The 21,093-nt window shown below is 62.8% G+C and carries 17 protein-coding genes and 1 pseudogene; 12 read left to right on the forward strand and 6 right to left on the reverse strand.

Translation table 11 applies throughout. From position 1 onward, the window contains the following. Window positions 1-36: 36 nt before the first annotated feature. Window positions 37-1,560 carry a winged helix-turn-helix domain-containing protein gene (locus tag AC1D1N_RS21390; protein WP_112560920.1) on the reverse strand — a complete coding sequence of 508 codons (1,524 nt, stop codon included), beginning with the start codon at window positions 1,558-1,560 and terminating at the stop codon, window positions 37-39. Here AC1D1N_RS21390 and AC1D1N_RS21395 point away from each other — a divergent pair. Next, window positions 1,560-1,895, forward strand: a complete 336-nt coding sequence (locus tag AC1D1N_RS21395; protein ID WP_436259218.1) for a hypothetical protein — start codon at window positions 1,560-1,562, stop codon at window positions 1,893-1,895. The two genes, AC1D1N_RS21390 and AC1D1N_RS21395, sit on opposite strands and share 1 nt — an antisense overlap. 119 nt (window positions 1,896-2,014) lie before the next feature. Here the strand turns inward: AC1D1N_RS21395 and AC1D1N_RS21400 are convergent, their stop codons facing one another. From AC1D1N_RS21400 to AC1D1N_RS21410, 3 genes are all read right to left on the reverse strand, one after another. Next, window positions 2,015-4,618: a bifunctional diguanylate cyclase/phosphodiesterase gene (locus AC1D1N_RS21400; protein ID WP_477350849.1), complete on the reverse strand. Its 2,604-nt coding sequence runs from the start codon at window positions 4,616-4,618 to the stop codon at window positions 2,015-2,017. A gap of 308 nt (window positions 4,619-4,926) precedes the next feature. Then, window positions 4,927-5,820, reverse strand: a complete 894-nt coding sequence (locus AC1D1N_RS21405; RefSeq protein ID WP_477350851.1) for a hypothetical protein — start codon at window positions 5,818-5,820, stop codon at window positions 4,927-4,929. Window positions 5,821-5,931: 111 nt separating this feature from the next. After that, complete coding sequence (locus tag AC1D1N_RS21410; RefSeq protein ID WP_477350853.1) at window positions 5,932-7,581, reverse strand: acyl-CoA synthetase; 1,650 nt, start codon at window positions 7,579-7,581, stop codon at window positions 5,932-5,934. A 267-nt stretch (window positions 7,582-7,848) separates the two neighbouring features. Between AC1D1N_RS21410 and AC1D1N_RS21415 the strand changes: the two genes are divergently transcribed. The 10 genes from AC1D1N_RS21415 (at window position 7,849) to AC1D1N_RS21460 (ending at window position 17,679) form a co-directional block, all read left to right on the forward strand. Further along, window positions 7,849-8,949 carry a KamA family radical SAM protein gene (locus tag AC1D1N_RS21415; RefSeq protein ID WP_112560923.1) on the forward strand — a complete coding sequence of 367 codons (1,101 nt, stop codon included), beginning with the start codon at window positions 7,849-7,851 and terminating at the stop codon, window positions 8,947-8,949. Between the two features lie 137 nt (window positions 8,950-9,086). After that, window positions 9,087-12,896, forward strand: a complete 3,810-nt coding sequence (gene metH, locus AC1D1N_RS21420; protein WP_477350855.1) for a methionine synthase — start codon at window positions 9,087-9,089, stop codon at window positions 12,894-12,896. 74 nt (window positions 12,897-12,970) lie between these two features. Continuing rightward, the gene (locus AC1D1N_RS21425) at window positions 12,971-13,267 is read left to right on the forward strand and encodes a type II toxin-antitoxin system HigB family toxin (protein WP_112560925.1); all 297 of its coding nucleotides are present in this window, start codon (window positions 12,971-12,973) and stop codon (window positions 13,265-13,267) included. Then, the gene (locus AC1D1N_RS21430; RefSeq protein WP_112560926.1) at window positions 13,267-13,665 is read left to right on the forward strand and encodes a helix-turn-helix domain-containing protein; all 399 of its coding nucleotides are present in this window, start codon (window positions 13,267-13,269) and stop codon (window positions 13,663-13,665) included. The genes AC1D1N_RS21425 and AC1D1N_RS21430 overlap by 1 nt, the downstream gene beginning before the upstream one ends. 252 nt (window positions 13,666-13,917) lie before the next feature. After that, a complete protein-coding gene (locus AC1D1N_RS21435; protein WP_112560927.1) occupies window positions 13,918-14,157 on the forward strand; it encodes a DUF680 domain-containing protein in 240 nt (79 codons plus the stop codon). Window positions 14,158-14,274: 117 nt separating this feature from the next. Then, window positions 14,275-15,246, forward strand: coding sequence for an MBL fold metallo-hydrolase (locus AC1D1N_RS21440; RefSeq protein WP_477350858.1), 972 nt, complete (start codon window positions 14,275-14,277; stop codon window positions 15,244-15,246). A 30-nt stretch (window positions 15,247-15,276) separates the two neighbouring features. After that, the gene (locus AC1D1N_RS21445) at window positions 15,277-15,756 is read left to right on the forward strand and encodes a tetratricopeptide repeat protein (RefSeq protein WP_477350860.1); all 480 of its coding nucleotides are present in this window, start codon (window positions 15,277-15,279) and stop codon (window positions 15,754-15,756) included. A gap of 269 nt (window positions 15,757-16,025) precedes the next feature. Then, window positions 16,026-16,547, forward strand: coding sequence for a DoxX family protein (locus tag AC1D1N_RS21450; protein ID WP_477350861.1), 522 nt, complete (start codon window positions 16,026-16,028; stop codon window positions 16,545-16,547). Window positions 16,548-16,645: 98 nt separating this feature from the next. Next, a complete protein-coding gene (locus AC1D1N_RS21455) occupies window positions 16,646-17,251 on the forward strand; it encodes a BA14K family protein (protein WP_477350863.1) in 606 nt (201 codons plus the stop codon). Window positions 17,252-17,355: 104 nt separating this feature from the next. Then, window positions 17,356-17,679 (forward strand): DUF2934 domain-containing protein, encoded by a 324-nt coding sequence (locus AC1D1N_RS21460; protein WP_477350865.1) that lies wholly within the window; start codon window positions 17,356-17,358, stop codon window positions 17,677-17,679. 69 nt (window positions 17,680-17,748) lie between these two features. Here AC1D1N_RS21460 and AC1D1N_RS21465 read toward each other — a convergent pair whose 3' ends face one another. Then, complete coding sequence (locus tag AC1D1N_RS21465; protein ID WP_477350867.1) at window positions 17,749-19,617, reverse strand: CHASE2 domain-containing protein; 1,869 nt, start codon at window positions 19,615-19,617, stop codon at window positions 17,749-17,751. Between the two features lie 33 nt (window positions 19,618-19,650). Then, window positions 19,651-20,181, reverse strand: coding sequence for a FecR domain-containing protein (locus tag AC1D1N_RS21470; protein WP_477350918.1), 531 nt, complete (start codon window positions 20,179-20,181; stop codon window positions 19,651-19,653). A gap of 464 nt (window positions 20,182-20,645) precedes the next feature. On the opposite strand from AC1D1N_RS21470, the pseudogene AC1D1N_RS21475 reads away from it, so the two are divergent. Then, window positions 20,646-20,962, forward strand: a pseudogene (locus AC1D1N_RS21475) (DUF2934 domain-containing protein). Window positions 20,963-21,093 lie beyond the last annotated feature (131 nt).

The following is a 21,093-nucleotide window of genomic DNA, read 5'->3' on the forward strand; positions in this document are numbered from 1 at the left end:
CGCCTCGGCTCTCGTCCAAAGCGAAGACCGCGCCGCCTAGGGCTTCTCCTCATACGCTGCGATTGCCTTGGCGACGCCGGCAACGAGATGTTCAACATCACTTGCATGTTCGTACGCAATCCCGGTTTGCGCAAACTGCATCGGCGAAAAGTCAGGTGCTATCCGCTTGACCTCTGCCATAATGCGCTGAGCTTCCTTCAGTTCGCCGAGTTGCGCGTGGCACCCCGCCAGCCTTGTCAGTCGCCAGGGGGACTTCGAGGGGACCTTGGACATGCTGACAAGCGCGGCCTTGTAATCTCCAGCCGAGTATTGCGCGATGGCGCGATCATAGTGGTACCAATCAGGATGGATCGGGTTGATCCGTATCGCACTGTCAAGCGCCGCGAGTGCTTCAAGAGGCCTGCCTCTCATCGAGAGCAAGAACCCCATTTGCGCAATCGTATCGGCGTCATAGGGATTGAGGTCGAGCGCGCGCTGAAGGTGATGTTCGGCCGCTTCGAACTGACGGGCATAGATTAAAGCCTGGGCGAGCACGCGATGGCAGCGCGGCTCTTCCGGCGCCAGGGTCACCGCACACTCCGCGCGCTCGATCAGTGAACCAAGCAATTCCGGGGACGCCTCGGCATAGCCGCCGATAATGAGATCGGCGAGCGCGATGTAGGAATGCGCCAAGGCATAGGTCGGGTCCTTTTCGACCGCAGCCTGGAAAAGATCGCGCGCAGCCTTGTTGTCATCATCACCGTAACCGCGCAGCCGGGCCAGTCCACGCAGGAGAAGCTCGTATGCGGCCAGGCTGTCGGGAGGCTTCGGGGTTGCCTGCTTGACACCTGCGTCGTCGAGCCGAGCGACCAGCCGGTTCACCACACGGCAGGCGATTTCTTCCTGCATGTCGAAGATCTGGCCGCCGGACGCAGAAAAAGTTTCGCTCCAGAGGACTCCACCCGTCGAAGCAGTCATGAGACTGACGGTGACCCGCATGCCGTCTGCGCGAGTCGTCGCCCTGCCGCGGACCAGATAGGTTGCGCCAAGGCTGTCGCCAATGGCACGCCAATCGGAAGCGGAATCCGAGGCAAAGGCAAATCCGGAATTGCGTGCCAGCACGTCGACCCTTCCGAAGCGAGCCAACGCATTGACAATGTCCTCGGCAAAACCGTCGACCAAGGGGGTGTCTTCCGGCGCCCCCTCATTGCTGAAACGCAGTACCGCAACGCTCGGGTGTCCGGAGCGCTCTTGCTTTGGCGCCTCGAGAAGAGAGAGGACGTAGCCGCGTTTGGCGACCGTACGGATGATAGTTTGGCTTTCGTCCTGCAGCGCCTTTCGCAACTCCCTGACCGCCTGCGTCAGTGAGTCCTCGGTCACAAAAACGTCTGGCCACACCGCCGACATCAGTTCAGACTTGGTCGCGACACGCCCGACATTCCTGCTGAGATAGGTCAACAGGTCAAACGCCTTGGAGCGCAGAGCGACAGGTTTCCCGTCGCACAACAGTAGCCCGCGGGCAAGATCAAGCTCGCAACTGCCAAGTGCCAGTGGTACGTTCCCTGGGTTTTCTCGCGACATTGAATGCCGATCTGACCAGCTCGACCAAACGCTGCCTGATTGGGGTCCCAATCGGCGCGGACGTCAAGGGATCAGGAGAATTTGATCCGCTTTCACCTTGGCTGGAAGCCATCCGCCTCTCCATGGCGATGATCTCGAGCATTTCGAACATTGTTCCAGGCATGGGCGCACAAGGGGACGCAGCCATGACGGTGGATGCATATTCCAGCAGTTCCTGCCGGGCGGCTTGGCGCGTGCTCTCATTCCCTGACATGTTCGACCTCCTCCAGTTCGTTCAGGAGAACAATGAAGCCAAGGAACGGGCGCGTACCGGAAGATTTCTGAAATTCTGCTGAATCTTTATCTTTCTGTCGATCCATATGTCGAGCGCACGGGGCAGAAGCGCCGGGACTGCGCAGCTAGAGCCATTTCAGGAAACGGTTCTTCCGTCCGCAATTGCGTCAAGCAGGGTTTGTCAGCTCGCCGCTAGCCATTTGCGTGACTGGGCGAATGTCTTGAAGGCTTTTGCGTCCATCGGGTAGCCGAACAGGAAGCCTTGCAGGATATCGCAGCCAAGCTCTTTCAGGATCTGCGCGTGCTCCATTGTCTCGACACCCTCGGCGATCACTTCGATACCGAGCGACTTTCCGATGTCGATGATGGACGACACCAGCTGCCGCTGCGCGGTTGAACTGGTGATGGGGGTGACCAGCTGGCGATCGATCTTGAGGCGACGCGGCCGCAACTTCAGGAGCGAGACGATCGAGGCATGTCCGGTGCCGAAATCGTCGATCTCGATGTCGATACCGAGCCCCTTTATGTGCTCGATGTTCCAGGTGACCAGTTCGTCGTTTTCGTCGAGGAAAATCGACTCCACCAGCTCGAACGACACGGTCCCTTTCTTGATGGCAAGCTTGCGCAAACCCTTGATCAGGTCCTTGTCCTCCAGGCGCCTGGCGGAGACGTTGACCGACACGCGCGGGATGTTGAGGTGGCTGCGCGACCAGCGCTCGAAATTATCAAGCGCCTGCGTCAGGACAGTGCGGTCGATAAGCGCCACGACATTGAGTTCTTCAGCCACCTTGATGTAGGCGTCGGGGGTCAGCATGCCGCGTTGCGGATGGTCCCAACGTGACAGCGCCTCGACGCCGACGATCTCCAGCGTCTTGGCGTCGAACTGCGGCTGGTAGTAGACGACGAATTCGTTCCGCTCGAGTCCGCCCAGAATCTCGTCGGCGGTTTGCTTGGTCCGAACGATCTCGCTCTGCAGCTCTTCGTTGAAAAACTCGTAGCGGTTGCGGCCACGGCCTTTCGCCCGGTACAGGGCGAGATCGGTATTGACGAGCAATTGCTTGGCGTCGACGCCGCTGTTGGCTGCAATGCCGATGCTTACGCCGAACCGGCACTGGTGACCCAGATAGTCGACCGGCTGGCGCATGGCGTCGATGATGTGGTCGGCAAGTGCGGCGAGCTCCTTGTCGTCGCGTCCATGGCTCAGCACGACAAACTCGTCGCCGCCGATGCGCGCAACGAAATCGGCACCGCCGACGCTGGCCTGGATGACTTTCGAAGCATGCACCAGCAATGCATCGCCGGCTGCATGGCCGAGCGTGTCGTTGATCTGCTTGAAACGGTCAAGGTCGAGATGCAGCAATGCTGCGCGGCCCTCGGCTTCGTGGTTTTCGGCAAGCATCTCATCCAGATACCGACGGTTGGGCAGGCCGGTCAGCGAATCGTGCAGCGCGACATGCTCGATGCGGGCCTTGGCCATATTCAGTTCGGCATTCTTCGATTCTGAAAGGCGACGTTCGCGCACGAGATTCTCGTTGAGCAGCACGTCCCAGGTCACGTCCCATTCGGCGCCGATCATTTTTGATCCGCCGTTGATGTCCTGGAAGAAACTGGCGCGTGTGCGGACATGGCGAATGGTGCCGTCCGGTCGCAAAAGCCGATACTGCGAAGAGTAGGGGCCTTGTGTCGCGGCAGCCGAATCGAAGTCCGCTTTCGCCCGCTCGAAATCTTCAGGGTGGATCGCCAGCGCCCAGTCGTCATAGCCGCGGGTCTTTCCGTCGGCAGGCTTGCCATAGATTTCGTTGATGCGGTCGTCCCATACGAGCTCGTTGGTGACGAGGTCGTGCTCCCACACGCCTATCCCCGAGGCTTCCAATGCCAGCTCCAGCCGCCGGGACAGGCGCCTCAGCTCGGCGTCATTTTTCTGTCGTTCACCGAAAAGACGTCCGGCCACGAGGATCGGCAGCACCACCAGCGCGCCGGCGAGCGCCATGAGCCCCCGCAAAAGCCACTCATTTTTCGGACCGGTCGGCCAGCCGCCCTTCGGTATGGCCGAAATCTGCCAGGAGCCTGAAGGCAGCTGCACCTCGGCCATCACCGGATTGCCGGCCACGACATTGTCGCCGCCGAAGAACAGTTCGCCGCCACCCCCCAGCGCATCCTTGCCGATGAGCGCCACATCGATATCGAGCTCAGGGTCGGTCAGTCCGCTCGCGCTGTAGAGCCGATCGATATCGATCACGGCCGAGACAATCCCCCAAAACCGGTCGCCGCCACCCGCCGTCGGCACGAAGACAGGGATACGGCCGATGAAGCCACGTCCGCCTTGCGCCAATTTGACCGGCCCGGCGAGCACCAGCGCGCGCTGGTCGCGAGCCCGAAGCGCAGCCATGCGTTGCGCCTCGGTCTTGCGGTAGTCCAGCCCGATGGCTTTCTCATTGCCTTCCAGCGGGTATATCAGCGTGATGACGAGATCGGGCGCGCCGGCAACGTCACGCAACTGCGATCTTTGCTCGAACAGATTGCGGGCGAGCGCCGCAAATCTCTGCTGGCCCATATAGGGCTCGGTCACGATCGTCGAAACGAGACCCTGAACCAGCTGGAGATTGCCGGTTATGTTGCCTTCGAGCTTGGCGCGTATGATGTTGACCTTGGCCAGGACATCAGCGCGCGCCAGCTGATCGGAAACCTCTCTGTTCCTCTGGTCGGCAACCAGGGCACAGACGAGAAGCACAACAAAGGCAATCGCCGCCGGCAAGTTGGCGGAAGAAAAAATGGCTCGTTTCAACCGGCCGGGATTGAACCTCGTTCCTGCCAATTCGGTCTGGATACCTTTCTAGGGACAGTAGTCCGTCCGTCGACCATAGTAGCTAAAGTTTAAATTTGAACTTCAAGGTGCACTCTGAGAATAGACGTTGAGATCTTGGTTGTCAGCATAGGGGGCGAAAGCTGAGTGCCTTGCGACGGAGACAAAGGTCTAGGGCGGTGCCCTGAAGAATGAAGTGCGCAAGCGGCATCGGGCCGCCACTCGCAATTTTCGTATCCGAAATCGAAAAGGTCGACTGATCTTGCCTCGCGGGGCCTGCTCCGGGAGCCTTACTTTCCCGCCATCTGATCGGCCAGCGCCTGCGCCTGGGCGAGCAGCGCCGGGAAGGCCGGGTCTCCCGGCAAATGATCGCCCATGCAGGCGCGATAGTCGCTATCGCCCTTGTCCCAGGCGGCGTTGGAGGAATCGAACGCCTTTTCGTCCTTGAGCTCCGAAGCTTGGTAGGCCTCCTGGAATTTCTGCGCGGCGGCATCCGCAGCAGCCCAAACGGCGTCGCAGGCGGCGATCTTCGGAACGGCAGGGGCCGCCGGCGCCGCCATGATTCTAACGCTGTCGCCTTTGACGAGCGTAACGATGACTTCCTGCTCGTAGATCGGCCCAACATCCTGCGTCCAGCCGCCGAGCCGGGCGAAGGCGATGTTGGCGCCTTGCGGGGTCTTCAGCGGAAAGTCGAGCGTCCCTTCAAAGGCGGCATCGCTGTTGATCGCCTGGGTATAGAAAGCATCGAGCTTCAGCGCCTCATCGATGCTTGCAGGCAGTTTGAAACTCTCGTCGGTCTCGGCGGCTTTGGCCTTTAGCCAGCGCTCCAGCAGCCCTCGCGTCGTTGCCACCAGGGTGGGGCCGTTGTCGCCTTTGGTGTATCGCAGCCCATCGAGCATGCCGTAGCCGATGTCGGAGTCGCTGAGGCTTTCGATATTGATCGTGCCGGTTGCCGGAAAATCCTTGACAGCCAAGGGGCCGATAATGCCGGAAAGACGCTGTTGCAGGTCGGCCAGCGCCTTCTCGTTCTGGGCGTCGATGGTTTCGATCGCCGTGTTCGCGTTGTTCAGCGCCGCGATGGCCGCAATCGCCTTGTCGCGCGCGGTGATATAGTCATCCTCCGGCGAGGCCGCGAAAGCCACGCTGCTGACGAGCGCGAACAGAAACGTCCACATCAACCGCATGACGCAGTCCCCTCATTGATCATCGACAGGCCTGAGAGCCTCCGGGGACTTCGCGGCTATTGCGTGGCGGAATCAACGAGAAGCGGCTTCGGCGCTTGAAGATCGAAGGCTTCAGCCTGCCTTGCGCTTCTCCACTTCCGCCTTCCTCAGCAGGAAGCGCTGGATCTTGCCGCTTGGGGTCTTCGGCAGTTCGGTGACGAACTCGACCTCGCGCGGATAGGAATGCGCCGAGAGCCGCTTCTTGACGTGTTGGGCAAGCTCTTCGGCGAGCTTCGGATTGCCCTTGTAGGCCGGTGCCAGCACCACGAAGGCCTTGACGATCTCGGTGCGCTGCGGATCGGGCACGCCGACGACGGCCGCCTCGTTGACCGCCGGATGCTCGATCAGCGCGCTTTCGACATCGAACGGGCCGATGCGGTAGCCGGCCGAGGTGATGACATCGTCGGCGCGACCGATGAAGGACACCGAGCCGTCCGGTTCGTACTCCACCGTGTCGCCGGTGCGGTAGTAGCCGCCTGATATCGCCGGCGTCTCGGCCTGATGATAACCCTCGAACCAGCGCAGCGGCGATCTGCCAATGTCGACGGCAAGGATACCGGGCTGGTTGGGGCCGAGCTCGTTGCCGGCCTCGTCGAGCACCACCATGCGGTAGCCGGGCATGGCGAAGCCGGCCGAACCCGCGCGCACGAGATGCGAGAGCCCATGATGGTTGTTGACCATCATGCCGTTTTCGGTCTGGCCGTAATGATCGTGGATGGGGGCGGCGAGATTGGCGTCGAACCAGCGGATCACTTCCGGATTGAGCGGTTCGCCGGCGCTGCTCACCACGCGCAGTTTGCCTTTTACACGAGCGGCAGCCTCAGGCCCTTCCGCCATCAGCAGGCGATAGGCGGTCGGCGAGCCGGCAAGGCTGGTGACGCCGAGCCGCTCGATGATGTCGTAGGTGCTTTTGGCGTTGAAGGCGCCTTCATAGAAGGTCGTGGCGATGCCGAGCTGCAACGGGCCGGTGATGGCGTAATAGAGGCCGTAGGCCCAGCCGGGATCGGCGATGTTCCAGAAGATGTCGTCGGCACGGAGCCCGATCGCATCGCGCATATAGGCTCCGAAGGCCAGCAGCGCGCGCAGCGGCACCGGCACGCCCTTGGGCAGGCCGGTCGTGCCGGAGGTCGACATCATCATGAACAGGTCGTCGCCCTTGCGCATCACCGGTTGGCAGTCGGGCGAGGCGGCCGCAACGGCGGCGCGGAAATCGATGTCGCCTTCCGGCAGCGCCTCGTCGGATCCAAGAATGGTCGCGATTTGCGCAGGTGTCTCGACCTCGTCGAGCTTGCCGCGATTGGCCGGGTTGGTCACCACGATCTTCGCGTCGCTATAGCCAAGACGGTGCTCGATGGCCTTCGGGCCGAAGGCGGTAAACAGCGGCTGATAGACGGCGCCGATCCGCCATGTGCCGAGGATCAGCGCCACCAGTTCGGGGATGCGCGGCAGCATGCCGGCGACGACATCGCCGGCACCGACGCCGGCAGCCTTGAGCACACTGGCGGCGCGACCCGACATGTCGGCGAGATCGTCGAAGCTGAATTCTCGCAATTCGCCGCCGGCCGAGATCGCGCGCAACGCCAGCCGGTTTTCACCGGTGTAGCGTCCGCAGCATTCGACATAGGCATTGATGCCGGTTGCAGGGTTGCCATGCAAGCGGGCGATCTCGTCCTCGATGCGAAAGCGCTGAACGGCATCCTCATAGCGCGGTCTTTTGCTCATGGCGGTCCTCCCTGTCAGCGCCCAACTCCCCCTTGGCGCGCCCGTCAGATTGCCCGAAATCGTTCCGCTGGTCGATTGCGTCGAAAGTCGGGATTAGCCACTTTCTCCCCGTTTTACGGGGAGAAATGCCCGGCAGGGCAATGAGGGGCAGCGTCAGCCTCTGAGGTCGGCGGGAACTCTACGGATCAACGTCGGCGGCAACAGATGGTTGACCAACTCCCTCAACCGGCCGATAGCTCCGCGCAAATTGCTGCTCCGAGACCTCCAATGACCACAGACACCAATCTCAAAGCCGCCGATGCCGACACCGCCTGGCAGGACGACGTCCGCGCGGGCGTCCGCCATGTCCGCGATCTCGCCTCGCTGCCGCTGTCGCCCTTAGAGCGGGCGGCGGCGCAGGAAGCGGCCGTGCGGCACAAAGTGCGTGCCCCAAAAACCTATCTCGACCTGATCGACTGGAACGATCCCGCCGATCCGATCCGCGCGCAAATCATTCCGTCGCCGGATGAGCTGGTGGAAACCGAGGGCGAGCTCGACGATCCAATCGCCGACCATGCCTTCAGTCCGGTGCCGCGACTGACGCACCGCCATGCCGACCGCGTGCTGTTGTTCCCGACCTATCAATGCGCGGTCTATTGCCGCTTCTGCTTCCGCAAGGAGTCCCTGACCTCGATCGGGCGTGGCTATACGCGCGACGCCCTCGAAGAGGCTTTTGCCTATATCGAAGCCCGCACCGAAATCCGCGAGGTGATCCTGACCGGTGGCGATCCGCTGTCGCTGCCGGACAAGACGCTGGCTGAAATCCGCGCCCGCATCGAGGCGATCGCGCATGTGCGGCTGCTGCGCATCCACACGCGTGTGCCTGTCGTGCTGCCGACGCGCATCACGCCGGGGCTGGTTGGCGCCTTGCAGGGCCGGCTGATGGTCACCGTCGTCACCCATTTCAACCACGCGCGGGAGATCACGCCGGCCACCGAGGTGGCCTGTCGCACTTTGCGCCAGGCAGGCTTCGTGCTGCTTAACCAGAGCGTCCTGCTCAAGGGCGTCAACGACACGGTGGAAGTGCTGGAGGAACTCTGCCGCGAGCTGATGTATCGTCTGGGGGTAAAGCCCTATTACCTGCACCACGGCGACCTCGCGCGCGGCATGGCGCATCGGCGCACCACCATTGCCGAGGGACAGGCGCTGGCCGGCGCGCTGCGCGCCCGCCTGTCGGGCATCTGCAATCCCGTCTATGTGCTGGACCTGCCGGAAGGCGGTGGCAAGGTGCCGCTCGGGCCGTGTTATATCGAGGCGCAGGACGGGCAGGACTGGCGCATTCGCGGCCAGGATGGCGAGGTGAGGGTGTATCGGGACGTTGGGGGGTAGGCAGCGCCGGTTCCGCCAATGACCGCTGCCGGCCTGCTGTGGGTCATGATGATTGACCGGCCATACATGTTCGGTCGCATCCCGTATATTGACATAAAGATATCCTTATGTGATGGTTGTCGCCTCAAGGATAAAAAATGTCGCAGAATTCTGCATCGCTGGATGCGTTGTTCGGCCCCGTCGCGGTAAGGCCCGACGGTTCCGAAGTGCTTGCGGCACTCACCGCGGCGGCGCGCGAGCGCATCCTCATCCTTGACGGCGCCATGGGCACGCAGATCCAGGGTCTGGGTTTCGACGAGGAGCATTTCCGCGGCGAGGCCTTCGCCGGCTGCGCCTGCCACCAGCAGGGCAACAACGACCTGCTGATCCTGACGCAGCCCGCAGCGATCGAGGAGATCCACTATCAGTACGCCATCGCCGGCGCCGACATCCTCGAGACCAACACCTTCTCCTCGACCTCGATCGCCCAGGCCGATTACGGCATGGAGGACGCCGTCTACGCGCTGAATCGCGACGGTGCGCGGCTGGTGCGGCGCGCCGCCATTCGCGCCGAGCAGGAAGACGGCAAGCGCCGCTTCGTCGCCGGCGCGCTGGGGCCGACCAACCGCACCGCCTCGATGTCACCCGACGTCAACAATCCCGGCTATCGTGCCGTGACCTTCGACGATCTGCGCCTGGCCTATGGCGAGCAGTTGCGCGGGCTGATCGACGGCGGCGCCGACATTATCCTGATCGAGACCATCTTCGACACGCTGAACGCCAAGGCGGCGATCTTCGCCTGCAACGAGATCTTTCTCGAGAAGGGCGTGCATCTGCCGGTGATGATTTCCGGCACCATCACCGATCTCTCCGGCCGTACATTGTCGGGCCAGACGCCGACCGCCTTCTGGCATTCGGTGCGCCACGCCAGCCCCTTCACCATCGGCCTCAACTGCGCGCTCGGCGCCAACGCCATGCGCGCGCATCTGGCCGAAATATCCGGCGTCGCCGACACCTTCGTCTGCGCCTATCCGAATGCCGGCCTGCCGAATGAATTCGGCCGCTATGACGAGAGCCCGGACTTCATGGCCGCGCAGATAGAGAATTTCGCCAGGGAAGGGCTGGTCAACGTCGTCGGCGGCTGCTGCGGCTCGACGCCGGAGCACATCCGCGCCATCGCCGAGGCGGTCAAGAAATATCCGCCGCGTCCCATCCCCGAGATCGCGCGCAAGATGCGGCTGTCCGGACTGGAGCCGTTCACGCTGACCGACGAGATTCCCTTCGTCAATGTCGGCGAGCGCACCAACGTCACCGGCTCGGCCAAGTTCAGAAAGCTGATCACGGCGGGCGACTATGTCCCGGCGCTCGACGTGGCGCGCGATCAGGTCGCCAATGGCGCGCAGATCATCGACATCAACATGGATGAAGGCCTGATCGATTCGAAGAAGGCGATGGTCGAGTACCTCAATTTGATCGCCGCCGAGCCCGACATCGCGCGTGTGCCTGTCATGGTCGACAGTTCGAAATGGGAAATCATCGAGGCCGGCCTGAAATGCGTGCAGGGCAAGCCGCTGGTCAATTCCATCTCGATGAAGGAAGGCGAAGAAGCGTTCCTGCATCATGCCAGGCTGGTGCGCGCCTATGGCGCGGCCGTGGTCGTCATGGCCTTCGACGAGGCCGGCCAGGCCGACACCAAGGCGCGCAAGGTCGAGATCTGCACCCGTGCCTACAAGCTCTTGACGGAACAGGCCGGTTTCCCGCCCGAGGACATCGTCTTCGACCCCAATGTCTTCGCGGTCGCCACCGGCATCGAGGAGCATGACAATTACGGCGTCGATTTCATCGAGGCCGCCGGCGACATCACTGCGACGCTGCCGCATGTCCATATCTCGGGCGGCGTCTCCAACCTGTCTTTCTCGTTCCGCGGCAATGAGCCGGTGCGCGAGGCCATGCACGCCGTGTTCCTCTACCACGCCATCCAGCGCGGCATGGACATGGGCATCGTCAATGCCGGCCAATTGGCCGTCTACGACACGATCGAGCCGGAGCTGCGCGAGGCCTGCGAGGATGTCGTGCTCAACCGCGCACCTAGGGCCGGCGGCACCGCCACCGAGCGCATGCTGGAGATCGCCGAGCGTTTCAAGGGCGCCGCCGGCAAGGAGGGCAAGGAGCGCGATCTCGCCTGGCGCGAGCTGCCGGTCGAAGGGCGCATTTCGCATGCGCTGGTCAACGGCATCACCGAATTCATCGACGCCGATACCGAGGAAGCACGGCTGGCAGCCGAGCGTCCGCTGCATGTCATCGAAGGCCCGCTGATGGCCGGCATGAATGTCGTCGGCGACCTGTTTGGCGCCGGAAAAATGTTCCTGCCGCAAGTCGTGAAATCGGCACGGGTGATGAAGCAGGCGGTGGCCGGATTGCTGCCGCATATGGAGGCGGAGAAACTGGCCAACGCCGCCAACGGCATCGACAATGGCGAGCGCCAGACGGCCGGAAAAATCCTGATGGCGACGGTCAAGGGCGATGTCCACGACATCGGCAAGAACATCGTCGGCGTGGTTCTGGCCTGCAACAATTACGAGATCATCGATCTCGGCGTCATGGTACCGGCGGCCAACATCCTGCAGACGGCGCGCGAGCAAAATGTCGACATCATCGGCCTCTCCGGTCTGATCACACCATCGCTGGACGAGATGGTGCACATGGCCGCCGAGATGGAGCGCGAAGGCTTCGACATTCCGCTGCTGATCGGCGGCGCGACGACCAGCCGCGTGCACACCGCGGTGAAGATCCACCCGCGCTATTCCAAGGGGCAGACGGTCTATGTCACCGACGCCAGCCGGGCGGTCGGCGTGGTCTCGTCGCTGCTCTCGAACGACGGCAAGGCCGATTATGTCGACACGGTGCGGGCCGAATACAAAAAAGTCGCCGACGCCCATGCCCGCTCCGAGGCCGACAAGCAGCGGCTGCCGCTGGCCAAAGCAAGGGCCAATGCGCACAAGGTCGACTGGTCGGCCTACCAGCCGCCGAGGCCGTCCTTCACGGGCGTGAAACTGTTCCAGGACTGGGACCTGGCGGAGCTCTCGCGCTACATAGACTGGACGCCGTTCTTCCAGACCTGGGAGCTGAAGGGCCGTTATCCCAAGATCCTCGAGGATGAAGCGCAGGGCCCTGCCGCGCGCCAGCTGTTCGAGGATGCGCAGGCGATGTTGAAGAAGATCATCGCCGAAAAGTGGTTTGCGCCGCGCGGCGTCATCGGTTTCTGGCCGGCCAATGCCGTCGATGACGACATCAAGCTGTTCACGGATGAGGCACGCTCGCAGGAGTTGGCGACCTTCTTCACGCTGCGCCAGCAATTGACCAAGCGCGACGGCAAGGCCAATGTCGCGCTGTCGGATTTCGTCGCGCCTGCCGAGAGCGGCAAGCCCGATTATATCGGCGGTTTCATCGTCACCGCCGGCATCGAGGAAGTGGCGATCGCCGAGCGCTTCGAGCGGGCCAATGACGATTACTCCTCGATCATGGTCAAGGCGCTGGCCGACCGTTTCGCCGAAGCGTTTGCCGAGCGCATGCACGAGAAGGTGCGCAAGGATTTCTGGGGCTACGCGGCCGACGAGAAGCTGGCGCCGGACGAACTGATCGGCGAACCCTATCGCGGCATCCGCCCGGCGCCCGGCTATCCCGCGCAGCCCGACCATACCGAGAAGGCAACGCTGTTCAGGCTGCTCGACGGCGAGCGCAATGCCGGCGTCAGCCTGACCGAGAGCTACGCGATGTGGCCGGGCTCGTCGGTCTCCGGCCTCTATCTCGCCCATCCCGAAAGCTATTATTTCGGCGTCGCCAAGGTCGAACGCGACCAGGTCGAGGATTACGCCCGCCGCAAGGACATGCCGCTGGCCGAGGTCGAGCGCTGGCTCGGCCCGATCCTCAACTATGTGCCCGTGGATTACGCAGAGGCGGCGGAGTAGCGCTTACGCTCGGAATTTTCCCAAATTGGGAAAATTCCGCTTGTTCCCAATACGGGAATATCTTATATCGAACCATGCAGATAATTGCCAAGAAGGCACTGAGGGACTTCTGGGCCAAACACAATCAGGCCGAGGCGCCTTTGACTGCGTGGTACGTGACTGTCGGTAGGGCCGACTGGAAGACTCCCGCCGACATCAAGGACGCGTTCGGTGCAACAGTTGATTTTGTCGGCGACAATCGCGTCATTTTCGACATTGGTGGCAACAAATACCGCTTGATCGTCCACGTCGCCTACAAGTTTCACCGTGTCCTGATCAAATTCGTCGGGACGCACAAGGACTATGACAAGATTGATCCGGAGAAGGTGTGATGGAAAACATTCGCCCCATTAAAACCGAAGCCGACTACGATTGGGCGATTGCCGAGATCACCAGATATTTTGAGAATGAGCCCGAGGTGGGCTCTGCCGACGGTGATCGCTTTGACGTTCTCGCAACCCTGATCGAGGCCTACGAGGACAAGCACTATCCAATTGAAGCCCCGGATCCTGTTGAGGCCATTCGTTCTCATATGGAACTGTTCAAGCTCTCGCGTAAGGCTTTGGCCGATGTAATCGGGTCATCGCCTCGCGCGAGTGAAGTGCTGAGCCGAAAGCGTGCCCTCACCATGGATATGGTCTTCAAGCTCAACAAGGAATGGCACATTCCAGCGGAAGTTCTTGTGCGGCCCTACCACCTTGCGAAGGACAAGGAACGCAAGCGCGCTTAGCGCATTTTGCCGCCCAGCAGCCTGACCACGAGCGAACCGGACGGCAACAGGTTCAAGGGCGGCGCCAGATGAACTGGCGCGATCAGTAGATCGAGGCATCCGAGCAAGTCCGGCCACGCCGCTTTTGCTGATTTCTCCCCTTCCAAAAAAATCTCACCGCACCGGGGAATAAAGCACGGCCCTTCCGGGTCTTGTTATCAGCGGGGCCATTCCAGCCCGCGACCCAAAGAAACGAAACAAGGAATTTTGGACATGACCAAGCTCGCTTTCAGCGTGGCTGCGATGCTGCTTGCCTCGAGCGCTGCCTTTGCCGGCAGCGACCACTTCACCAACAAGGCCACCCAGCCTGCCGTGGACACCAATGCCACGGCGTCAATTCCCTACACAGCGCACCAGGACGGCGTCGACGCCAAGGTGACGACCGGGCCGAGCCAGGGCTCGGTGCAGGACATCATTGACCGGCACAACCGCGACAGCATCTGGGGCCGCTGAGTCATGGGCGCCGGCGCCGGATCCGCGCCGCCGCCTCAACCGATCAGGACGGGGAGCCAGCGCTCTCCGTCATCTCTCTTCCGCGACTTCGGACACCACTCACAAGAGGAGATCACCATGTTCAGCATGACACGTCGCACATTGCTTGGAACCACGCTCGCCGCAACGGCCTTCGGTCTTGCCGGCAAGCTCGAATTCACCAGACCCGCCTTCGCCGAAACGCCGGTCGAGCCGTCGATAGGCTTCTACAAATACAAGGTCGGCGATATCGAGGTCACCGCCATCTATGACGGCATCTGGCGCAAGCCCCACGATCCGGCCTTCATTAGGGATGTCTCGGTCGACGACACCAAGGCAGCACTCGCCAAGGCCGGCCTGACCACCGACTTCATGCCGATCCCGCTCACCGTTGTCGTGCTCAAGATGAACGGCAAGCTGATCATGATGGATGCCGGCTCGGGCGTCGGCCAGTGGCAGACCAACGCCACGCATCTGCCGGCCAACATGGCCGCCGCCGGCATCGACTACAAGGCGATCGACACCATCATGATCTCGCATTTCCACCCCGACCATGTCTGGGGCCTGATGGAAAAGGGCACCAACGCGCCGGTGTTCCCCAATGCCGAGCTGATCGTCAACGCCACCGAATACAATTGGTGGACCGACCCCAGCCGGCTGGCGAAACTGCCGGAGGGCCGCAAGCCCGCTGGCAAGCGCATCGCCGAAAACTTTCCGAAATGGAAGAACTGGAAGCTGGTTCAGGACGGCGCCGAAGTCGTGCCCGGCATCCAGATCATCGCCGCCCCCGGCCACACGCCGGGCCACTCGGTCTACCTCGCCAACTCCGGCAAGGAACAGCTGATGATCTCGGCCGACACCATGTATGTGCCAGCGCTTCTCGCGCCGCATCCGGAATGGCAGGGCAGCTACGACCAGGATGGGCCGACGGCGATTACCACGCGCCACAAGATCATCGACCGGGTCATTGCGGACAACATCCGCATTTCCGGGTCGCACTTCCCGTTCCCCGGCACCGGCGTCTTCGTGAAAGACGGCAATGCCTATGGCTTCACTCCCGTGCAGATCTGAGCGCGGCAACCCTACAAAGCGAGAAAGACAATGAAACAAATCTATCTGGGCAGGAACGCCCTGTTCGGCCTGCTCGGCGCCATTGCCGTGCTGACCGTGGTCCCGGTCGCGACTGTCATTCCGGCCTATGCGGTCGATGACGTCGAGGGCACCGACGCGCCCAACCTCACCGCCGTCCAGGCCAAGATCGCAGCCAAGGATTACAAGGGCGCGCTGGCCGATTTGCGCGATCTCGCGCAGGACAACCAGCAGGCCGACGTCTACAATCTGCTCGGCTTTACGCTGCGCAAGACCGGCGATTTCACCACCGCGCTGACCTACTACAACAAGGCGCTGGAGCTGAAGCCCGACCACAAGGCCGCCCGCGAATACCTGGGCGAGCTCTATGTCGAGACCGGCGACATGACCAAGGCCAACGAGCAGCTGGCCTCGCTGCAGAAGCTGTGCCCCGCCGGCTGCGAGGAGCTCGAAGACCTGCAAAAGGCCATCGCCACCAAGGTGACGCAGTAAGCCGCAGCCTAGAAAAGCTTGGGTTCCTCGCCCCCACAAAGTGGGGGAGAGGTGGCTCGGCGAAGCCGAGACGGAGAGGGGGCCCTGGCGCCGACCTCAACCTCAACCCACCACAGTTGGGCGTCCGTGGCCGGCGCCCAAAAAGCCGGAGCCGGCATGCTTCCCTCAGGCCGGCTCCGGCCCCTCAGACATCACCACTTCCAGCGCAGCTCCTGCGCGCCCCACCGGGCGCGCGGCGCCTGCCCATTGCCAAGACCCGGAGCCAGATCATGACACCCACGGACCACGCCGCGAAGCTTCGCCTACTCGCCGCAAAATACCACCTCAAGGACATCACCCTGCTCGCCGGCCGCCTGCTTCTCTCGGTGCTCTTCCTGCACGAAGGCCTGACGCTGGCCACCCATTTCGACGCCGCCGCCAAGGCGATGGCAGCCCTTGGCGTCGGCCTGCCGCTGTTCATCGCCACGCTCGCGCTGCAACTGGGGGCAGGGCTCGCAATAGCATCCGGCCTGCTCACCCGCCTCGGCGCCATCGGCCTTGGCCTGTTTTGCCTGGCAACAGCCACGCTGTTCCACACCAACCTCGCCAGCCAGAACGAACTGCTGCATTTCGAAAAGGACCTGGCAATCACCGGCGGCATGCTCGTGCTGGCCATGACAGGCGCCGGCGCATTCTCGCTGGACCGCCTGGTGACGTGCTATCTGCAGCAGCGCCAGCGCGACAAGGACATGGTGGCCGCGCTGCTGGCGGCGGAGAATGACTTCACAGTGGATGTGCGGCTTCCGGTTTGAGGCACCGAGGCCCTCCAGTTGCCGACCCTTGCCAAATGCTTGCTTGCTGGAACCAGTCCCGATGCTCGGCATTCTATTAGCTGTGGATCAAGGAGTGGGTGATGAAAGCGGTTTTGGCACTGATAGCTGGCTTCGTTCTGACCCTTGCGGTCTTTGCCAGCGGGCTGGCTTTCGCCGCCTGGCTGATTGTCGCCAAGCCCGTGCAGCAGGCCAGGCCCGCCGACAGTGTCTCGCCGTTGTGGACCAAGGACGCACAGAAGGTGGACAAGGCCACGCTAGGGTTGGAGCGCGTGGCCGCCGCGCAACCCGCGGCACCCGACGCCTCCGCCAGGATGCAGTCGCCGGACCCGACCAGCACAGGCGCGGTGGCGCCCGATGCGCGCGAGCAGCAGGCCAGGCTGCCGGCTGCCCATGTCAGCTGGTGCGCGGACCGCTACCGCTCGTACAATCCTGACGACAACAGCTACATGTCCTACAGCGGACAGCAGCGACCCTGCGTCTCGCCCTATCTTGAAACCAGTGCCGCCGACCAAGGCGCGCAGCAACCCGCCGACGTCAGCTATGTTGGCGCCGGCCCTCTGGTGGCAACAGCGGACCTTTCGGACGATCACGTCGAATCCTGCTTCAGCCGCTACCGCTCCTACCGTCCCGAGGACAACAGCTACCAGCCCTATTCCGGCGGGCCAAGGCGCCAGTGCGAGTAGGGTTGCCTGAATCGCGTGCGATCCCTGGCCATTTCGATCACGCAAATTCTTTGGATCAATCTCATCATCGCGGCGTTCTTCCCTGACACCAAGGAGGAACGACGATGGGTGACGAACGGCACGAGAAGATCCAGAAGCGCGCTTACCAGATCTGGCAGCGCGAAGGCGGTGGTGATCCCGAGCATCACTGGCACCGGGCCGAGGCCGAAATCGACCGGGAAGCCGCTTTGCCGCTGACCGCCGACGACGCTCTGCCGCAAACCAGAGAGATCGCCAGCACCGACGTCCTGGCGGTCGAGGAACTGGCCATGCGCACCGGCATATCGGGCGACGAAGCGCAGGAGTTGCTTGACCGCCTGGGCGCCGACAGGGCTGCGGTTGAGCAGGCGGCGCGGAGCCTCAAGGGGAAAGGGCGGCGCACGTCTTGATCGGGGGCCTCACGGCGCCAGAGGCTTGGCGAAGGCATGGATGGCGCGCCATTGATCACGGGGCCGGATCTACTGCTGCGCCCGCGCACTCTGCCAAAGCCAGATTGCGAGCGAGCTGGATCGCCCACGGATCTGGGTCTCCACAGGTCCTCTTAAAGCACCGGATTTGAACAACGCGCAGTCGCGACCGGCGACCTCAAGCATTTCGTAACTCACCGCCACTTCGGCATTCTGGTCGGCAGCGATCTCCATCAAGCGACTTGCAACGTTGACGGTGTCGCCGATGGCCGCGATGTGCTGACGCCCTTCGCCGCCGAGTCGTGAGGCCACGATTGTTCCATGATGGGCTCCAATCTTGAAGCCGATCCGGGATGCGGTCGACGCAGGCAACGAGGCAAGCCAATCGTTGGTGCGGCTGGAGAGCCCGACACAACAGCGGGCAGCATTGAAGGCGTCGTCTGTCGCCGGTTCCGGCAGGCCGAACAGGATCATGGCGCCGTCACCCATGAAACTCGTGACAACGCCACCACAGCTTGTCACTTCTTCGTCCACCAACGCGTGAAAATTGTTCAGGAGTTCGCGTGTGGCGCTCGGTCCCAATGTTTCACTCAGTCCGGTGAAGCCGGACAGGTCGATGAACAGGATGGCGGCTTCTGTCCGGACGGGTTCCGAGAGGAAGTCGCCATGCTTGGCGAGCCATGCCCCCAGTCCTGGGGCTTCAACGCGTTGAAGCAATTGGCTCTGCGTGGCGAAATATTGGGCCCGGCTCCTGCCCAGCCAAAGTTGCGCGGCCCCAAACAGGATTGCCGGCGGAATGGCGGCGGTCATCGGCAGCGCGGCGCTCAGCCAGATATGGTGCAGGAAAGCGGTCATGTTGACCACCAACCAGATCAGGACCACGCCGGCGACCGCCGCGAGGCCGATGGCGTTTCGGCGCCACGCCAACAGGCCGACAAGAAGCATGGGCAGCGCCACTGCAAAGCCCGCGTCTGCAAGGCGAACGTTCTGGTCGCGCACGATTCCGTCGCCGGCCATCAGATGGGCAATCGCCGTCGACATGACCTCGACGCCGGGCAGTATGGGATCGAACGGTGTCGGGAAGACATCGCCGGTGCCGGTTGCGGTCGCTCCTATCAAGACAATTCGACCCCGGATAGCGCCGGGATCGAACTGGCCCGCCAGCACGGTCGCAGCACTGATCGTGCGGATCGTGCCGCGCGGGCCATAGAATGTCAGAGGCAGGATGTGACCAATGTCCGTTCGGATCGACCGTCCGTCCAGCGATAGATCATCGGGCGCAATTCCAGGGTCCTCTCCCGCCGCCATGGCGGCGACACGCAAGGAGAAGGACGCTTGCAACTGATCTCCGGCCCGAAACAGCAACGGCACGAACCGGGGTGTTCCCGTCCTGTCGGTGACCACGTTCACGACGCCGACGGCGGCGGCGTCCGAAAACGCTTTCAGGGGCCACAGGAACCGCTCGGCATTCGGCACGCGGGCGAGGGGGCCTTCGCCCGCGGCCATCGTCCATTGTTTGCCTCCGGGGTAGATCGCCGCTGCGGCGATTACGCTTCTGCTCCTGCCCAGCGAACGCGAGAGCGCCTCGTCAGCGTCCTTTGCCCCGGGGTCGACCAGCAGCAGGTCGAGCGCAATGGCTTTCGGCCCGAGCTGCTCTATCGTATCGATGATCCGGGCAAGCGTGGCGCGGCTGAGGGGATAGCTGCCCTCGCGCCGCACCGTTTCATCGTCTATTGCGACAATGGTGATTAGCTCCGGCGGCTTTGCCGTTCCTCGAACAAGCGTTCGAAGATCGGTCATCGTTGCCTCGACGCGATCGAGAAACCAGAAATTGCCGTGCCAGTGCGCGAAGCCCAGGCCGGCGCCCCAAAGACCCGCCAGAATGAGCGCGATCAGCGTCGGGAGCCTTCGTCGGCTCATTGCAAGCTCATTGGGCAAGCTCACTGGGCAAGCTCACTGGCCGAAACGGGCCAGCAATGCGGAAACGCGCTTGGCGGGCCAGCGCTTGACGATGAGTTTGCCTGTCCCAGCCTCGACGTCCACGCCATCCCCCGGTGCGAGGACCACGACGGCGGTGGATGCGGGTCTTTGCACGGCGACGCGACCTCTCAGGACGAAAACAGACGTCTTGCCATTGCCAACGTCGACTGCCCATTTTGTGCCGCGCACCGCGGCGATCGCCTGCGGGGTGATAACCGCGAAGCCGCCCCGGACCGCGCCGGCCGGAGCATCGAGCAGCAGGGCTTTGCGCCGCAACCTGACCGCGTCGGGACTGCCGTCTCGATCGCGATCCTCCAGCGTAAAACGAGCGCCACCTTCCACAATGACGGCAAGGCCTTCCCGACATCTCAGAATCTGTCGGGACGTACCGGCCACCGGCTCGAACGTACACCCTGCATCCTGCGCATGGGCGGCATCCACCCAGAAGACACCGGCAAACAGGATAGCCACCAGGCTACGGAAAAATCGGCCCCTTGCGCTCATCAACGTCTCCTTGCTTTGCGAAACCCCTGCGGCAGGAAAATCCTCCGCCGTCAGCTTGCCCGCATGTTTGGTCACGAGCCGGCACTTGCAGCCGCGTTGGCTTGAGGGATGCCGACCGGCAATCGTAACACGACAAGCTGCTCCGGCGTTAAGCATGTTCGGCAGGCCGGTCGCGTTCGCCGGGCAGGCAAGGAGGCCTTGAACCAGATCCTGGAGGCTGCTCGGCGCGATCGAACTGGCGGGGCGTCGAAGCTGCCAATCTCCCCACAAGTGGGGGGTGAGGAGTGGTCCGCGCAGCGGGCGGGAAGCCAATTGCTTGGCTTTCCGAACGACGAACGCCGGCAGGGCAGAGGGGGGCGCCGTAGAGCGCCAACCTTTCTCGCTCACGCCCATCCCCGATCACACAAATTATTGGATCGTCGCACCGGCGCGGCGTTCTTCCCTGACACCAAGGAGGAACGACGATGGGTGACGAACGGCACGAGAAGATCCAGAAGCGCGCCTACCAGATCTGGCAACGCGAAGGCGGTGGCGATCCCGAGCATCATTGGCACCGGCCGAGGCCGAAATCGACCGTGAAGCCGCACTGCCGCTGATGGCCGACGACGCGCTGCCGCAAACCCGTGAGATCGCCAGCACCGATGTCCTGACGGTCGAGGAACTGGCCGTGCGCACCGGCATATCGGGCGACGAGGCGCAGGACCTGATCGACAGGCTTGGCACTGACCGCGCCGCGATTGAGCAGGCTGAGCGGGGGCTGAAGGGGAAGCGAAAATCCTGATCGGCAAGGACGAGATCACCACAACCTAAGCGGCTGATTACCGGCGTCCGTATCGGCACCGGCAAGGGGATAGGGAGATTGTGTTGGCGCTGTTGGCAGATGGACGGGCGGGGGGCCGATAGCCAGTCCCG

Source organism: Mesorhizobium sp. P2_B5 (assembly GCF_056404775.1).

Bases quoted from the DNA above. Each gene is read 5' to 3' on its own strand.
- AC1D1N_RS21430 (WP_112560926.1), top strand. From the start codon at position 13,267: ATGGAAAACATTCGCCCCATTAAAACCGAAGCCGACTACGATTGGGCG.
- metH (WP_477350855.1), top strand. From the start codon at position 9,087: ATGTCGCAGAATTCTGCATCGCTGGATGCGTTGTTCGGCCCCGTCGCG.
- AC1D1N_RS21460 (WP_477350865.1), top strand. From the start codon at position 17,356: ATGGGTGACGAACGGCACGAGAAGATCCAGAAGCGCGCTTACCAGATC.
- AC1D1N_RS21410 (WP_477350853.1), bottom strand. From the start codon at position 7,581: ATGAGCAAAAGACCGCGCTATGAGGATGCCGTTCAGCGCTTTCGCATC.
- AC1D1N_RS21435 (WP_112560927.1), top strand. From the start codon at position 13,918: ATGACCAAGCTCGCTTTCAGCGTGGCTGCGATGCTGCTTGCCTCGAGC.
- AC1D1N_RS21465 (WP_477350867.1), bottom strand. From the start codon at position 19,617: ATGAGCCGACGAAGGCTCCCGACGCTGATCGCGCTCATTCTGGCGGGT.
- AC1D1N_RS21445 (WP_477350860.1), top strand. From the start codon at position 15,277: ATGAAACAAATCTATCTGGGCAGGAACGCCCTGTTCGGCCTGCTCGGC.
- AC1D1N_RS21405 (WP_477350851.1), bottom strand. From the start codon at position 5,820: ATGCGGTTGATGTGGACGTTTCTGTTCGCGCTCGTCAGCAGCGTGGCT.
- AC1D1N_RS21390 (WP_112560920.1), bottom strand. From the start codon at position 1,560: ATGTCGCGAGAAAACCCAGGGAACGTACCACTGGCACTTGGCAGTTGC.
- AC1D1N_RS21415 (WP_112560923.1), top strand. From the start codon at position 7,849: ATGACCACAGACACCAATCTCAAAGCCGCCGATGCCGACACCGCCTGG.
- AC1D1N_RS21450 (WP_477350861.1), top strand. From the start codon at position 16,026: ATGACACCCACGGACCACGCCGCGAAGCTTCGCCTACTCGCCGCAAAA.
- AC1D1N_RS21440 (WP_477350858.1), top strand. From the start codon at position 14,275: ATGTTCAGCATGACACGTCGCACATTGCTTGGAACCACGCTCGCCGCA.
- AC1D1N_RS21425 (WP_112560925.1), top strand. From the start codon at position 12,971: ATGCAGATAATTGCCAAGAAGGCACTGAGGGACTTCTGGGCCAAACAC.
- AC1D1N_RS21470 (WP_477350918.1), bottom strand. From the start codon at position 20,181: ATGAGCGCAAGGGGCCGATTTTTCCGTAGCCTGGTGGCTATCCTGTTT.